The following is a 14,619-nucleotide window of genomic DNA, read 5'->3' on the forward strand; positions in this document are numbered from 1 at the left end:
CGGCATTTGCTATTTAAACCGACACCATTCAATCCATACTGTTTAACGCTTTCAACAGCTTGTCTGATTTTTCCGGATCTTCATTGCGCATAATCTTGGCAATGTCATTTTCCAGCTTGGTCGTGTCGCTGTGCAACACGATGTTTTTCACAGCCAGCAGGTTGTTGGTGTTCATGGAAAAACGGCGCAAACCCATGCCCAAGAGCAGGCGGGTGAAGGCGGTATCGCCGGCCATTTCGCCGCAGATGGAGACGCTCTTTTCCATGCGGTTGGCGGTGCGGATAACGTGTTGCACCATTTTCAACACGGCCGGATGGCTGGGTTGGTAGAGGTGGCTGACGGCATCGTCGCCACGGTCAACCGACAACACATATTGGATTAAGTCGTTGGTGCCGATGGAAATGAAATCGACCAGTTTCAAAATGCTGCCGACGGTCATGGCGGCGGCGGGAATTTCAATCATGCAGCCGACGCCGACATCGCCGAAGGTCTCGCCGCGCTCGGACAGTTGTTTACGCGCGGTATCCAGATGAATCAGGCATTGGCGCACTTCGGGCAGCGAGGTAATCATCGGCCACATCATGCGCACGGGGCCGTGGGCGGCGGCGCGTAAGATAGCGCGCATCTGCGTACGGAACATCACCGGCTCAGCCAGACATAAGCGGATACCGGTCAGCCCCAGCGCAGGGTTGAGGCTGCCGTTGGGAGTAGCGTTTTGGCCGAACCAGCGCGGATTTTTGTCCACGCCCAAATCAACGGTGCGGATGGTAATGCGCTTGCCCTTCATTTTTTTTACAATTGCGCTGTACACCTCGTATTGCTCGTCTTCAGGCGGCATGGTGTCGCGGTTGAGGTAGAGGAACTCGCTGCGGAAGAGGCCGACGCCGTCTGCGCCGAAATTGTGCATGGCCTTGATGTCTTCCACCGATTCGATGTTGGCGGCCAGCTCGATGCTGACGCCGTCGGCGGTGGTGGCGGCGGTTTTTTTCAGCTTGTTGAGTTCGCGCTTGTGGCTGCGGTATTCGCGTGCCAAGCGGCGGTATTCGTTTAAAACAACGTCGTCGGGCGCGATAATCAACACGCCGTTAATCCCGTCCACAATCACGACTTCGTTTTCGGTAATCAGTTTGCGGGCGTTGTGCAGGCCGATAACCGAGGGGGTGTCAAGACTGCGGCCGAGGATGGCGGTGTGGCTGGTGGGGCCGCCGATGTCGGTCACAAAGGCGGTAATGTGCTGCTCTTTAAATAATACGGTGTCGGCAGGGGAGAGGTCGTGCGCAATCAGAATGGTGTCTTCAAACGGATTGTTGACCAAGGTCAGCTCGTTGCTTTGGCCGACCAGATGGTTGTGGATACGCTGCACCACTTGCAGCATGTCCTGCTTGCGCTCGCGCAGGTAGGCATCTTCAATGCTGTCAAACTGCGCCGACAGCTTGTCGCTTTGCTGCTTCAACGCCCATTCTGCGTTAATGCCCTGTTCTTTCAAAATGTCGATGGGTTCTCGCGACAGGGTCACATCGGTCAGCAGCATTAAATGCAGGGAGATAAACGCGCCCAATTCGGTGGGGGCGTTTTCCGGAATGGCGTTGCGCAGCTGCTCCAGCTCTTTGCGCGTGGCCTTGACCGCCGCGTCGAAACGGGCGGCTTCGGCAGGGATGTTTTCAGGCGGAATGTCGTATTGCGGCACTTCCGACGTGCCGCGCGTTACCAGATGGGCGTGGCCGATGGCAATGCCTTTGCCGGCCGCCACGCCGTGCAATACGATACTCATCTTATTCGCCTTCGCCGAAGTAGTCGTTAATCAAACCAGTGAGCGCGGCCATTGCCGCCGCTTCGTCGGCGCCCTCGGTTTCCAATTCGATGACCGTGCCTTTGGCGGCCGCCAACATCATCAAGCCCATAATGCTTTTGCCGTTGACACGGTTGCCGTTTTTGGTGACCCACACTTCGCTTTGGAACTGCGACGCGGTTTGGGTGAACTTGCTGGAGGCGCGGGCGTGCAGACCTAATTTGTTAATGATTTCGATTTCTTGCTTCAGCATGGGATTCCTTTTTTAGGCGTTCTGAGCTTGGTTGGGATGTTACGCAAACGCAAGGTTTTCAGACGGCCTCAAGCGCTTTTTCTTTGCCCTGCGCACGGCAAATCAGGCCTTCCGGCTCTTCGGTAATGGCGAAAATGCCCTTAATCGCCGCCTCGCGCACCAACTCGGTAAACTGGTGCAGATTGTCCGATTTGTCGGCATAGGCCACCGCCTTAATCATCATCGGCGCGTTTAAGCCGGTGAGGATGGCGGACTTGTCGGCGCGCACCAAACGGCGCGCGGCGTTACACGGGGTTGCACCGAAAATATCGGTCATAATCAACACGCCGTGGTTGTCGGGAAATTCCTGAATATCCGCAATGGCGCGGTTGATGATGTCGTCTTGGTTTTCATCGGGCTGTACGCCGAGAATGCGCACATTGTCGGGAATGCCGCTCGGGAAAAAATGGTTGGTCAGGCCGCGGTAGGCTTCGCCGACGGATTCGTGGGTAATAATCAGCAAACCGATCATGGTGGTTTCCTAAAAAAGATGGGGTGGTGTGTGGGTAATATATTGTTGTTTGCCGCAAAAACAAGCGGTTTTAGCGCTGTAAAAACTGCATTTTAGCTTCGCAGAAACTTCGTTTTAGCTTCGCAGAAACTCGCAGAGCTCGTTTTAGCTGCGCAGAAACTTCGTTTTCAGACGGCCTTAATTCTGCTTCAAGGCATAAATCTCGCCCAAATTGCGCCAGCAGCCGGCGGCGTCCATGCCGTAGCCAAACACATAGCGGTTGGGTACATCCAAGCCGACATAATCAGCGCGGGTGGGTTTTTCCTTATCAATCAGCTTGTTGGCAAATACCGCCGCACGGCAGCTGGCCGCGCCCATCGCCAGCAGCTTTTCCTGAATCACATGCATGGTGTGGCCTTCGTCGAGAATATCGTCCACCACCACCACATGCCGCCCCTGAATCTGCTCGGGGTCGGGCATGCGCTTCCAGTTGAACGCGCCGCCCGCCAGCTTGTCGCCGTAGCGCGAAACGTGCACATAATCAAAATCCAAAGGAAAACGCAGCAGCGGCAACAGCTTGCCGGTAAACACCACCGCCCCGCCCATCACCGGCAGCAGCAACGGATATTTATCGCCCAAATCGCGGGTAATTTCATCGGCCACGCGTTGCAGCGCGGCTTCGCAGGCGGCATGGTCGAACAGCAGCTCGGCGGTGTCGAGCATGGCTTGGGTGTCGCGGCGTTTGGCTTCTAAATCAATCATGGTTATCGTATTCGGGAGAATTGTCTGTTTGGAAGGGTATATTATAAGCCAAAGGCCGTCTGAAAATCTCCTTGATTTTCAGACGGCCTTTCTTTAATTAATCTGCTTTAAAACATCTATCAGTTTTTCACCGACAGCTTTAGCAAGATTGACGGGTACGGCATTGCCGATTTGCTTGTATTGGCTGCCCATTGCGCCCTGAAATTGCCATTCGTCGGGAAAGGTCTGGATACGGGCGTACTCCCGCACCGTAAGCGGTCGGGTTTCGTCGGGGTGGCAGCGTTCGGTTTGGTTTTGTGCGGGAGCGCAGGTCAGGGTCAGGCTCGGCTCGTCCCACCCCAAACGACGGGCCATGCCTGTACGTCCTCCGCCTAAAAAATAGCTGCCTTTCATATATTCCCGTGCTATATCATCAGGCAAATCACGCCAACAACCACCGGGCGGTACTAAATCCATGACGGCTTTTTTGCGTTCGGGATATTGCTGTCCCTCGGATTCTGGTACATCGGTGTCGTACAGTTCGCCGGCTTTTAGGGCATCGGCCATGGTCATCGGGCGGATGTAAGGTTCGGGCCATTCAAAATGCGCTGTGTCCGCCAAATCCTCACGGATACTGATAATAAAAATCCGTTCGCGTTTTTGCGGTACACGGTATTGCACGGCATTCAGTACGCGAGGTTCAATCAGGCGGTAACCCAAATCTTTTAAGGTCTGTTTAATGGTCGCCAAGGTTCGCCCTTGGTCGTGATTTACCAAACCGCGCACGTTTTCGCCCAAAATCACTTTTGGCTGCACCTCTGCAATGGCACGGGCAAATTGGAAAAACATTGTGCCGCGAATATCGTTGAAACCCTCGCCTTTGCCAGCATAGGAAAAGGCTTGGCAGGGAAAACCGCCTGATAAAAAATCCACTTTGCCGCGATAAGGGGAAAAATCAATACCGCACACATCGCCTTCTACCACATTCCAATTCGGGCGGTTGGTACGCAGGGTGTCGCAGGCATTTTTGTCCCATTCGTTCAGCAGCACGGCTTCAAAGCCTGCTTGCTCCAAGCCCAAGGCTAAGCCGCCCGCTCCGGCAAACAGCTCGATACTGCGGAATTTTTTATTTTGGGTTTGCGGTTCGTTTTTCGGCTTGTTGTCCGAGAGGCCAAAAAGGTTTAATTGCATTTCACTCATTTAAATTAAAATTCTCAAATCCTTGATATGTCTTGAAAGCCAGTAAATACAGGCTTTGTAAAATATGATTTGTTTCTTGGGCTTTCAAATCTTCAATTACCGTATTTTGGATAACCCGTTTTTTCTGTTTGGAAACGACATTGCTGATGACGTGAGGCAGAATCCGACAGAGTTTTTGGAAGGCGAATTTATCACCTGTAACCAATTCGTAAAATTTATCAATTGAAATTCTACGGATTTGTTTGTGTTTCATCTGCTGCTTGTCAACCGTACAGACCCATTCTATGTTTTGGGATTTGGCTGCGATGATTTCCGCCAGATAGCAGGTTGCCTCGGGGTCATTCAACAATTTGTTCTGCATCCGTATATAGGTTTTGGCTGATGAAGAGCTGTTCATCGTATTGTGCTTATTTTTCATCTCCACATAAATTTTCTGCTGCGGATTTACTATATCGAATCCCGTTTTAGGTACACTCCAATTTTGACTGTTGATATATTGGAAAATATTCTGATGGAAATAGCCGATGTGGTTGGTGTTGGATTTGTCGATTTGCCGTAAAACTTCGTTTTGCAGAATATTTTCCAAATTCTGATTCGTGTAACCGTTTTCGTAAATACCTGAATCAAAGGTCAGCTTAATCGGGTCAACCAAATTTTTATTTAAATCTTTCAAACTGATTTTGAAGCGGTATTTTTTGACGGTGTTTTCAACGTGCTCGAACAAATTTTCATCGCTGATGAAAGATAATCCGTATTTCATCTGTTTCTCTTTGTTTTTATAACAGAGGCTGGATTATGCGGTCTTTCAGAGCCAACTTCAAGGCCGTCTGAAAATCGGGCAGGTTTTAGCTCCGCAAAAACGCGCAAAGCTTGTTTTAGCTGCAGAAACGCACAAATATGCGTTTTCAGACGGCCTGTTCTTATACCCTCATCACGCGGAAAGTCAGGTTAACCCTCGGTTCGGAGACTTTGCTGCTTTTCGTCACCGCATGCAGCCAGTGGCGCTGCGTTTCCCCGCGCATGATGATGAGTTGGCCGTGCTGCAACATCAGGTCGCGTTTTTCGCCGCTGCTGCGGTGTTTGAAGGCAAATTTACGCGTGGCGCCGAAGCTGAGCGAGGCAATCGCAGCGTTTGGGGTCAGTGAGGTTTCGTCGTCGCTGTGCCACGCCATGCCTTCGCCGCTGTGGTGGTAGAGGTTGAGCAGGCAGGAGTTGAAGACGGTCGGGCTGACGGCGGCGATATGCTGCTCAACGGCTTGTTTGAGCGCCAGCAAGGTGTCGTTCCACGGCAGGGCGGTGCGGCTGATGCCGGAGTAGGTATAGGTAAAATTTCGGTTGCCGTACCACGCGACTTTGCGGGCGGTAACGATGCGGCGGCCGAACATCACGGCTTCATCGTGCTGCCACGGAATGTCGTGCAACAGAATCTGCAAATAGCGGTCGGCTTCGCTCGGGCTGAAAATCACGCCGTAATCGTTGACGACACCGTCGTAGGGCAGCAGGTTTTCATCGGGCGGGAACAGGTTGAAATCGCTCATGGTTGCGGGTCTTGTTAAGGGGGCAAAGGCGGATACGTGGTTTAGGGTTTTTATTGTAGCGCGAAGAAAGGGTGGTTTGCATACGTGGCGTAATGCGCCTGAATATTTTGGCGGGGTGTTATCTTTCTTCCTTTTGACCGATACCGTTTTTAGCTCCGCAAAAACGTGCAAAGCTTGTTTTAGCTTCGCAGAAACTTCGTTTTCAGACGGCCTTCGATTTCGACATTAGCTGCATTCAGGGAAAATGCGTGATTAAAGACGTCGGCGGCGTGCGTGCGACCTATCAGAAAATTATCCGCGCCAAGTCTTGCGGCTAGGTATTTACCGTTCGATAAAACAAGCTCCTGTTTCGTATGGAAATTCCTACGAAACAGGAGCTTGTTTTATTTACATGCGCTTTCCTATTAATGGAACTGCATACCGCCGTCAACGATAATGGTTTGGCCGGTAATATAGTCGGAATCTTTACCCGCTAAGAAGCCGACCACGTTGGCGACATCTTCTGCTTCCGACAAACGACCCAAGGTGATGTATTGGGAAAATTGCTGCATACCCCATTCATCGTCTTTGCCTGCATTTTGACCGACGCGGTGCGCAATATCGAACATCATCGGGGTTTTGACAATGCCCGGTGCATACGCATTGACGGTAATGCCGTCTTTGGCCAAGTCGCGGGCGGCTGTTTGGGTAATACCGCGCACGGCAAATTTTGAACCGCAATACAAAGCCAGTTCAGGGTTGCCGACCACACCTGCCTGGCTGGTGGCATTGATGATTTTACCGCCATGCCCCAGCGCTTTGAATTGTTTGGCCGCCGCTTGAATGCCCCATAATACGCCGGCTACGTTGACGCCATATACCTGCTCGAACTGCTCTTGGGTAATGGTGTCAATCGGTGTGGTCGGCGCCACGCCTGCGTTGTTGACGACAACATTCAAATCGCCGAATTTTGCCACCACTTCGTCAAATGCGGCATGCACCGCTTCACGGTCAGCCACATTCACTTTAACCGCAAGCGTATCCTACGCAGAAATGGCGGCGGCAGCTGCTTTCGCCGTATCCAAATTGTAATCCAACAAACCAATTTTAAAACCATCGGCATGCAAGCGTTTGGCAATCGCAAGGCCGATGCCTTGACCTGCGCCGGTTATAATCGCTACTTTCACTGAATTACTCATTTTGATACTCCATTTAGAGGTTAATGAATCTTGAGTATTGTACTATTTATAAGATTTATCAATGCTTTTTACACTATCCAACAATTAATAAAAATAATATATTCATTTGAGTAATAACCATCTGCCGGATTAAAAATCCTTTTCAGACGGCCTGTCGGCGCTTTTGCTATAATCGCATTTTCTTTAATTTTCGTCGTTTCAGACGGCCTCTCGCTGATTTTATCCCATGCACCAAGACCCCTACTTATTCCTCGAAAACCTCGATTCCCCCGCCACACAAGCCTTTGCCGCCCAAGCCCATGCCGAAACGGTGGCGCGTTTTCTGAATCATCCTGAAGCACGCGCCCTTTCAGACGGCATTTTGGCGCAAATGCAGGACACGCGGCAGATTCCGTTTTGTCAGGAACACCGCGCGCGCATGTACCATTTCCACCAAGATGCGGAGTATCCGAAAGGCGTGTACCGCGTGTGTACCGCCGCGACCTACCGCAGCGGGTATCCCGAATGGGAGATTCTGTTTTCGGTGGCGGATTTTGACGAAATTTTGGGCGATGATGTCTATCTCGGCGGCGTGTCGCACTTGGTGGAGCAGCCCGACCGTGCGCTGCTGACCTTGAGCCGTGCGGGGGGCGATACGGCTTATACATTGGAAGTGGATTTGGCGGCGGGTGCGCTGGTGGAAGGCGGTTTTCATTTTCCGGCGGGCAAAAACCATATTTCGTGGCGCGATGAAAACAGCGTGTGGGTCTGCCCCGCGTGGGACGAGCGCCAGCTCACGGCGGCGGGTTATCCGCGCGAAGTGTGGCTGGTGGAACGCGGGCAGGGCTTTGAAGAGAGTACGCCCGTGTATCAGATTGATTCAGACGGCATGATGGTAAACGCTTGGCGCTACCTCGACCCGCAGGGTTCGCCCATTGATTTGATTGAATCGTCCGACGGTTTTTACACCAAAACTTATCTGCAAGTCACGAAAGACGGCGAAGCCAAGCCGCTGAACCTGCCGCAAGACTGCGACGTGGTCGGCTATCTGGCGGGGCATATCCTGCTGATGCTGCGCAAAGATTGGCACCGCGCCAACCAAAGCTATCCGTCCGGCTGCCTGCTGGCGGTAAAGCTGAACAAGGGCGAGTTGGGCGCGGCGCAGATGTTGTTTGCGCCGGATGAGACGCAGGCGCTGGAGAGCGTGGAAACCACCAAGCGTTTTGTGGTGGCGAGTGTGCTGGATAAAGTAAAAGGCCGTCTGAAAGCGTGGCGTTTTGAGGGTGGGCGTTGGCAGGAAGCCGAACTGCCGCGCCTACCTGCCGGTGTGCTGGAACTGGCCGACCAGCCGTGGGGGGGCGATGTGGTCTATATTGCCGCCAGCGATTTCACCACGCCGCTGACCTTATATGCGTTGGATTTGAACGTGATGGAGCTGACCGTCATGCGCCGCCAGCCGCAGCAGTTCGATCCGAACGGCATTGAGGTTCGCCAATTTCAGACGGCCTCTGCCGACGGCGTGCAGATTCCTTACTATCATGTCGGCAAAACGGCGGATAAAAACACGCCGACGCTGGTGTATGTCTATGGCGGTTTCGGCGTGCCCGAGCTGCCGCATTATCTGGGTAGTATCGGCAAATACTGGCTGGAGCAGGGGAATGCTTTTGTGTTGGCCAACGTGCGCGGCGGCGGCGAGTTCGGCCCGCAATGGCATCAGGCGGCGCAGGGCTTGAGCAAACACAAAAGCGCAGAAGATTTGCTGGCGGTAGTGCACGATTTGCACAAACGCAGCCTGACTTCCCCCGCCAAAACCGCCTTGCAGGGCGGCAGCAACGGCGGCTTGGTGGTGGCTTCCGCTTTTGTGCGCGAACCGCAAGCCATAGGCGCGATGGTGTGCGAAATGCCGCTGACCGATATGCTGCGCTATCCCCTGTTATCGGCAGGCGCAAGCTGGACGGACGAATACGGCAACCCCTTGAAATACGACATCTGCGCCGAGTATTGGGCAGCGCATTCGCCGTATCACAATCTTGCCGACGACCAAAGCTATCCGCCCGCGCTCATCACCACCAGTTTGAGCGATGACCGCGTTCACCCCGCCCACGCGCTCAAGTTTTACGCCAAGCTGCGCCAAATCAGCAGTCAAAGCTGGCTTTATGCCCCCGACGGCGGCGGACACACCGGCAACGGCACGCAGCGCGACGCAGCCGACGAATTGGCGTGTGTATTGATGTTTTTAAAAGAAATGTTGTGTTAAAACCGTTGCCTTAGGCCGTCTGAAAGCCGAAAATCATTTTCAGACGGCCTGCGGCAGTATGGTATTTCATGCCAGATAACCGCCAACTGTTTGATAAACCACAAAAACAAAAAGCTGCTTGTAGGATAAAATCAGCCTATGATAATATGCAGCTTAGTGCAAAGATTCCCATTTTAAGTGTCCAAAGCGCTTTTTAGATGGAAAGCTCTAACCAAATTCGGTAAAATAGACACCGACTTACTTTTTCTTAACCCGCCGCAAGGCACAGAAGGAACGACTGATATGTCAAACATCGAACAACAAGTTAAAAAAATTGTTGCTGAACAACTGGGCGTAAACGAAGCCGAAGTGAAAAACGAATCTTCTTTCCAAGACGATTTGGGCGCTGATTCTTTGGATACCGTTGAATTGGTAATGGCTTTGGAAGAAGCTTTCGGTTGCGAAATCCCTGACGAAGAAGCCGAAAAAATCACCACCGTACAACTGGCTATCGACTACATCACCGCCCACAACGGTTAATTGTCAAACGATACCCTTACGGCCTCTGCTGCGTATGCGCCATCAGAGGCTTTTCCCATATTACAGGCTTGAAATTAGAGTAAAATTCTAATTCCGCCTGTCGGCAGTATTTCGGTTGCGGATGTTCCTGCCGATTTGACTGCCAACCGGATTTCCCGGCCGTTTTGTCAGACGGCCAAACCAAACGCAGCCCTGCCGGTTTGCATAAGGCACAACCCCACAGCGAGATTATCATGAGTCAGAGAAGAGTAGTCATCACAGGCCTCGGCCAAGTATCACCGGTCGGCAACGACGTCGCCACCGCATGGAGCAACCTGCTCGCCGGTAAAAGCGGCATCGGCTCGATTACCCGCTTCGATGCCTCCGAAATCAACAGCCATGTCGCCGGCGAAGTGCGCGATTTCAATATCGGCGACTACATCAGCGCCAAAGAAGCCCGCCGCATGGACGTGTTTATCCACTACGGCATTGCCGCCGCATTGCAGGCGATTGCCGATTCCGGTTTGGACGACACCCCTGATTTGGATAAAGACCGCATCGGCGTCAACATCGGCTCCGGTATCGGCGGCATGCCCAGTATTGAAGCCACCGCTAAAGCCGTGTTTGAAGGCGGTGCGCGCAAAATCAACCCGTTTTTTATTCCCGGTTCGCTGATTAACCTGGTGTCCGGCCATGTGACCATCCTCAAAGGCTACCGCGGCCCGAGCTACGGCATGGTATCCGCCTGTACCACCGGTGCGCATTCTATCGGCGATTCCGCCCGCCTGATTAAATACGGCGACGCCGACGTGATGATTGCCGGCGGTTCCGAAGGCGCATTGAACCTCTTGAGCGTGGGCGGTTTTGCCGCCATGAAAGCCTTGTCCACCCGCAACGACGACCCGGCCACCGCTTCCCGCCCGTGGGACAAAGACCGCGACGGTTTCGTCATCAGCGAAGGCGCGGGCATTTTGGTGTTGGAAGAATTGGAACACGCCAAAAAACGCGGCGCGAAAATCTATGCCGAAATCGTCGGCTTCGGCATGAGCTCCGACGCCTACCACATCACCGCGCCGAATGAAGAAGGCCCGGCGCTGGCCGTGACCCGCGCTTTGAAAGACGCCGGTTTGAACGCCGAAGACGTAGATTATGTCAACGCGCATGGTACTTCTACCCCGTTGGGCGACGCCAACGAAACCAAAGCCCTGAAACGCGCTTTGGGCGAACATGCCTACAAAGTCATCGTCAACTCCACCAAATCCATGACTGGCCACCTGCTCGGCGCCGCCGGCGGCGTGGAAGCGCTGTACAGCGTATTGGCGATTCACGAACAAAAATCCCCGCCGACCATCAATATCTTCAACCAAGACATTGAAGCCGGTTGCGATTTGGACTACTGCGCCAACGAAGCGCGCGACGCGAAAATCAATGTGGCGATTTCCAACTCCTTCGGCTTCGGCGGTACCAACGGTACGCTGGTGTTTAAAAAGTTTGAAGGCTAAACGGATTTGAGGTGAAAAATGCCGTCTGAAATATTGGGTTTCAGACGGCATTTGTGTATAAGGCGGCTATTTCAACTTTATAGTGAAATTACTCAAAAACCAAACTAATAAGTACCACGTAGGTTGGGTTGTAAACCCAATTTGCCCGAATACCCGTTAGGACTTCATCCCAACCTACTCAGTTTGGTTTTGACGAATTTGACTATATCAGTCTGGTAAGAAAATCAAGGCCGTCTGAAAGCAGAAACTGTTTTCAGACGGCCTTTTTGCTTTTTAACGTGAGTTCGGGATAAGCAATTCAAATATATTTATTGTTTTCAGAATAGTATGTAGTTCAGCAGACAGAAAATCTCTAGATTTTCGTCATTCCCGCGCAGGCGGGAATCCAGAAGCCCAATATTTCTGTAATGTTTTCAAGGTATCAGAACTCCAAACGTCTGGATTCCCGCCTGCGCGGGAATGACGAATCCTTACGGATTCTGTCTGCCTAATCAAAATACATTTTTGAAATTTAAAAAGATATTCTATCTGCTTATCCCGAACTCACGTTTTTTATGCTTACACGCGGCCGCGCACAAACTGCGCGGTAATCTCCGCTACGCGCACGCCATAGAGACGGGCGGATTCCAAATCACCTGCGGACATTTCCTCTACCGAACGCAAGCCGGAAGACGACATTGCGCCGATACTGGCGTCCAAACGGTTAATCGCATTGGTACTCGAGCCGTCGGCGCGGGTCAGCGCGTTTTCTTCGTTGTAGCCCGGTGCTTGATTGAGGCCGATAAAAATCATGCCCTGCTGCATGGCGTTGACAAACAGGCCGATGAGCGTGGTCATTTTGTCGCCGTCCAGATTGCAGGCGTTGGTAAATGCACCGGCGATTTTGTTCTGCCATGCACGGTTGAACCAGCGCGATACGGCGGCTTCCTGAAAAGCCTTCATTCCGGCGGAAACATTGCCCATATAGGTCGGGCAGCCGAAAATAATCGCGTCAACGGTATCGAGAAATTCCAACTGTTGCGCCGCTTCGCCGACTTCCAAAAAAGAAACTTCCGCACCGGCAACCGATTCGGCACCTGCTTTGACAGCCTCGGCCTGACGCTGCGTGTGGCCGTTACCGCTGTGGTAAACGATGGCGATTTTAGTCATGTTGTATCCTTAGAAAAAAGGCGGGCAACCGCGCGTGTTACCCGCCTGATTGGGTATGCAGAAAATTAGAAACGGAAATCGGCCGACCAGCCCAGTTTGGCTTTGGCTTTGTCGCTGTTGATTTCAGGTGCGTCGTCGGCGATGTTGAATACGCCGGATTCGGTTTGGTTAACTGCCAAGAAAGCGGCTTGCACGGCGGCGTCCACATTCACGGAAGGCGTACCGGCAAACGGCGCGTCAAAGCCGGTACCTTTGCCGTAGAGCAGGCCGTTGCGCAAGACCACGCTGACGAATTTGCCGTTAAGGGTTTGTTGCTCCAAGCTGTACACGGCGCGGGAAGTTTCGCCGTAGGCCGGGTCTTCAAAGTTTAGCAGCGGTGATTCTTCGGTAAACGGCGTGTTGCCCGGCTCATACACAAAAGCAATGCTTTGGGCGATGAATCTTTCCACACCGGCGGCTTCGGCAGCGGCCACCAGATTGGCCGTGCCTTCTTCGCGGATACGCGCATTGCGCACCAGCGCTGCTTCCATTTGGTCGGCAGGCAGGCCGTCGGGCAGGTCGGTTAATTGGTGGCTCAACACGCTCGGTTTGGCTTCGGCCACGGCTTTGATGACCGCTTCTTTGTCAAAAATATCCACAATAACAGGTTTGACACCCATTTGGGCGAGCATTTCAGCCTTGGCTTCGGTACGGGTCGTGCCGTAAACCGTCCAGCCTGCATCCAGCAGCAGTTGGCACAAAGGTTTGCCGATAACGCCGCTGGCGCCGGCCACAAAAATGGTTTTATTCATGATTTTTCCTTTAAAAAAGAATTCGGTGTAACGGAATAAGCGCTATTCTACTTTTAGCCGCCTTTAGGATAAAGTAGCTGAAATCGTTTTATTTGTACGGATTTTCGGATAATATCGGGCGCAGACGCAGACAATGAAGGATAAAACGATGAACACGATTCATTTGGAGGCGGTGCGCGCTTTTTGCCGCATTGTGGAAACCGGCGGTTTCGGCAAGGCAGCGGAGCAGTTGGGGATGGCGAAAACCACGGTTTCCGGACAAATTCAGGCGCTGGAAGAGGGTTTGGGCGTGACTTTGCTGCACCGTTCCACGCGGCGCGTGTCGCCGACGGCCGACGGTTTGGCTTATTATGAGACCGTAAAGCCGCTCTTGGAGCAGTTTGATGAGGCCAACCAATACATCGCCACGCGCGGGCAGATTTCAGGCCGTCTGAAAATCGAAACCACTGCGCCGCTGGGTTCGTATCTGCTTATGCCCGCGCTGCCGGAATTTTTGCACCGCCATCCCGATTTGCAGCTGGAAATCCGTTGCAGCGAGCGGGCGGTGGATTTGATTGCCGAGGGCATAGACTGCGCCTTGCGCGGCGGGCCGGTGACTGATCCTGATTTGGTGTGCCGCCGAATCGGGCAAATGCGTTTTTGCCTGTGCGCCTCGCCCGACTATCTGGCGAACGCGCCCGCGCTGAACCACCCGCAGGATTTGGCAAACCACCGCAATATCGGTTTCCGCTTTCCCGGTTCGGACAAACTTTATACCTACACGCTGCACCGCGACAGCGAACATTTTACCGTCGAAACCGAGCCGGTAATGACCTTCAATAATGCCGATGTCTATACCAACGCGGCGCTGGCGGGGTTGGGCATTGTCAACGTGCCCAAAGCGTCGGTGGCGGGGTTGGGCATTGTCAACGTGCCCAAAGCGTCGGTGGCGCATTATTTTGCCGACGGGCGGCTGGCGGAGGTATTGCCCGAATGGGCGCCCGACAGCATGCCGGTCAGTTTGGTCTATCCTTATGCGCGGCACCGTTCGGCGCGGGTGCAGGCGTTTGTGGATTGGGCGGTGCCGCTGTTTGAGCAGAATCCGCTGTGGCGTTTGTGATGGGGTAATCCGTCAAAGGCCGTCTGAAAAATCAAGTTTTTCAGACGGCCTTTGTGCTGGGCGGGTTGGAATCAAACGCTGCGTAGGTTGGGATGAAATCCCAACGGTCATGCAGGTTGTCGGGCTGATAACCCAACCTACACCATATTATTTCG

The 14,619-nt window shown here is 53.0% G+C and carries 13 protein-coding genes and 1 pseudogene; 4 read left to right on the plus strand and 10 right to left on the minus strand.

What is annotated here, in order from left to right:
• Nucleotides 1-28: 28 nt before the first annotated feature.
• The 8 genes and pseudogenes from ptsP to J2T37_RS07495 form a co-directional block, all read right to left on the minus strand.
• Nucleotides 29-1,771, minus strand: coding sequence for a phosphoenolpyruvate--protein phosphotransferase (ptsP, locus tag J2T37_RS07460; protein WP_253354977.1), 1,743 nt, complete (start codon nucleotides 1,769-1,771; stop codon nucleotides 29-31).
• A 1-nt stretch (nucleotide 1,772) separates the two neighbouring features.
• Nucleotides 1,773-2,042 carry an HPr family phosphocarrier protein gene (locus tag J2T37_RS07465; protein WP_253354978.1) on the minus strand — a complete coding sequence of 90 codons (270 nt, stop codon included), beginning with the start codon at nucleotides 2,040-2,042 and terminating at the stop codon, nucleotides 1,773-1,775.
• A gap of 58 nt (nucleotides 2,043-2,100) precedes the next feature.
• The gene (locus tag J2T37_RS07470; protein ID WP_253354979.1) at nucleotides 2,101-2,553 is read right to left on the minus strand and encodes a PTS sugar transporter subunit IIA; all 453 of its coding nucleotides are present in this window, start codon (nucleotides 2,551-2,553) and stop codon (nucleotides 2,101-2,103) included.
• A 177-nt stretch (nucleotides 2,554-2,730) separates the two neighbouring features.
• Entirely contained in the window at nucleotides 2,731-3,294 is a 564-nt protein-coding gene (locus J2T37_RS07475; RefSeq protein WP_253354980.1) for a hypoxanthine-guanine phosphoribosyltransferase, read from the minus strand.
• Between the two features lie 93 nt (nucleotides 3,295-3,387).
• A complete protein-coding gene (locus J2T37_RS07480) occupies nucleotides 3,388-4,464 on the minus strand; it encodes a DNA cytosine methyltransferase (protein WP_253354981.1) in 1,077 nt (358 codons plus the stop codon).
• Between the two features lies 1 nt (nucleotide 4,465).
• Nucleotides 4,466-5,233 carry an Eco47II family restriction endonuclease gene (locus J2T37_RS07485; RefSeq protein ID WP_253354982.1) on the minus strand — a complete coding sequence of 256 codons (768 nt, stop codon included), beginning with the start codon at nucleotides 5,231-5,233 and terminating at the stop codon, nucleotides 4,466-4,468.
• A gap of 160 nt (nucleotides 5,234-5,393) precedes the next feature.
• Entirely contained in the window at nucleotides 5,394-6,011 is a 618-nt protein-coding gene (locus J2T37_RS07490) for an alpha-ketoglutarate-dependent dioxygenase AlkB family protein (protein ID WP_253354983.1), read from the minus strand.
• A 404-nt stretch (nucleotides 6,012-6,415) separates the two neighbouring features.
• Nucleotides 6,416-7,189: pseudogene (locus J2T37_RS07495) on the minus strand ((S)-acetoin forming diacetyl reductase).
• 226 nt (nucleotides 7,190-7,415) lie between these two features.
• On the opposite strand from J2T37_RS07495, the gene J2T37_RS07500 reads away from it, so the two are divergent.
• The 3 genes from J2T37_RS07500 to fabF all read left to right on the plus strand — a co-directional run bounded on the left by J2T37_RS07500 (nucleotide 7,416) and on the right by fabF (nucleotide 11,425).
• Nucleotides 7,416-9,425 (plus strand): prolyl oligopeptidase family serine peptidase, encoded by a 2,010-nt coding sequence (locus J2T37_RS07500; protein ID WP_253354984.1) that lies wholly within the window; start codon nucleotides 7,416-7,418, stop codon nucleotides 9,423-9,425.
• A 282-nt stretch (nucleotides 9,426-9,707) separates the two neighbouring features.
• Nucleotides 9,708-9,944 carry an acyl carrier protein gene (gene acpP / locus J2T37_RS07505; protein WP_047759914.1) on the plus strand — a complete coding sequence of 79 codons (237 nt, stop codon included), beginning with the start codon at nucleotides 9,708-9,710 and terminating at the stop codon, nucleotides 9,942-9,944.
• A 233-nt stretch (nucleotides 9,945-10,177) separates the two neighbouring features.
• Entirely contained in the window at nucleotides 10,178-11,425 is a 1,248-nt protein-coding gene (gene fabF, locus J2T37_RS07510) for a beta-ketoacyl-ACP synthase II (RefSeq protein WP_253354985.1), read from the plus strand.
• A 558-nt stretch (nucleotides 11,426-11,983) separates the two neighbouring features.
• On the opposite strand, the gene J2T37_RS07515 is transcribed toward fabF, so the two are convergent.
• Nucleotides 11,984-12,574 carry an NAD(P)H-dependent oxidoreductase gene (locus J2T37_RS07515; protein ID WP_253354986.1) on the minus strand — a complete coding sequence of 197 codons (591 nt, stop codon included), beginning with the start codon at nucleotides 12,572-12,574 and terminating at the stop codon, nucleotides 11,984-11,986.
• A gap of 65 nt (nucleotides 12,575-12,639) precedes the next feature.
• Complete coding sequence (locus J2T37_RS07520; protein WP_253354987.1) at nucleotides 12,640-13,365, minus strand: NAD-dependent epimerase/dehydratase family protein; 726 nt, start codon at nucleotides 13,363-13,365, stop codon at nucleotides 12,640-12,642.
• Nucleotides 13,366-13,513: 148 nt separating this feature from the next.
• Here J2T37_RS07520 and J2T37_RS07525 point away from each other — a divergent pair, with 148 nt between their 5' ends.
• On the plus strand, nucleotides 13,514-14,464 hold the full coding sequence (locus J2T37_RS07525; protein ID WP_253354988.1) for a LysR family transcriptional regulator: 951 nt from the start codon (nucleotides 13,514-13,516) through the stop codon (nucleotides 14,462-14,464).
• The last annotated feature ends 155 nt before the right edge of the window (nucleotides 14,465-14,619 follow it).

This window comes from Neisseria perflava, from assembly GCF_024170405.1.
Taxonomy (GTDB): domain Bacteria; phylum Pseudomonadota; class Gammaproteobacteria; order Burkholderiales; family Neisseriaceae; genus Neisseria; species Neisseria perflava_B.

Excerpts from the sequence above, each read along its gene's own strand:
- ptsP (WP_253354977.1), bottom strand. The coding sequence starts at position 1,771 with ATGAGTATCGTATTGCACGGCGTGGCGGCCGGCAAAGGCATTGCCATC.
- J2T37_RS07465 (WP_253354978.1), bottom strand. The coding sequence starts at position 2,042 with ATGCTGAAGCAAGAAATCGAAATCATTAACAAATTAGGTCTGCACGCC.
- J2T37_RS07470 (WP_253354979.1), bottom strand. The coding sequence starts at position 2,553 with ATGATCGGTTTGCTGATTATTACCCACGAATCCGTCGGCGAAGCCTAC.
- J2T37_RS07475 (WP_253354980.1), bottom strand. The coding sequence starts at position 3,294 with ATGATTGATTTAGAAGCCAAACGCCGCGACACCCAAGCCATGCTCGAC.
- J2T37_RS07480 (WP_253354981.1), bottom strand. The coding sequence starts at position 4,464 with ATGCAATTAAACCTTTTTGGCCTCTCGGACAACAAGCCGAAAAACGAA.
- J2T37_RS07485 (WP_253354982.1), bottom strand. The coding sequence starts at position 5,233 with ATGAAATACGGATTATCTTTCATCAGCGATGAAAATTTGTTCGAGCAC.
- J2T37_RS07490 (WP_253354983.1), bottom strand. The coding sequence starts at position 6,011 with ATGAGCGATTTCAACCTGTTCCCGCCCGATGAAAACCTGCTGCCCTAC.
- J2T37_RS07500 (WP_253354984.1), top strand. The coding sequence starts at position 7,416 with ATGCACCAAGACCCCTACTTATTCCTCGAAAACCTCGATTCCCCCGCC.
- acpP (WP_047759914.1), top strand. The coding sequence starts at position 9,708 with ATGTCAAACATCGAACAACAAGTTAAAAAAATTGTTGCTGAACAACTG.
- fabF (WP_253354985.1), top strand. The coding sequence starts at position 10,178 with ATGAGTCAGAGAAGAGTAGTCATCACAGGCCTCGGCCAAGTATCACCG.
- J2T37_RS07515 (WP_253354986.1), bottom strand. The coding sequence starts at position 12,574 with ATGACTAAAATCGCCATCGTTTACCACAGCGGTAACGGCCACACGCAG.
- J2T37_RS07520 (WP_253354987.1), bottom strand. The coding sequence starts at position 13,365 with ATGAATAAAACCATTTTTGTGGCCGGCGCCAGCGGCGTTATCGGCAAA.
- J2T37_RS07525 (WP_253354988.1), top strand. The coding sequence starts at position 13,514 with ATGAACACGATTCATTTGGAGGCGGTGCGCGCTTTTTGCCGCATTGTG.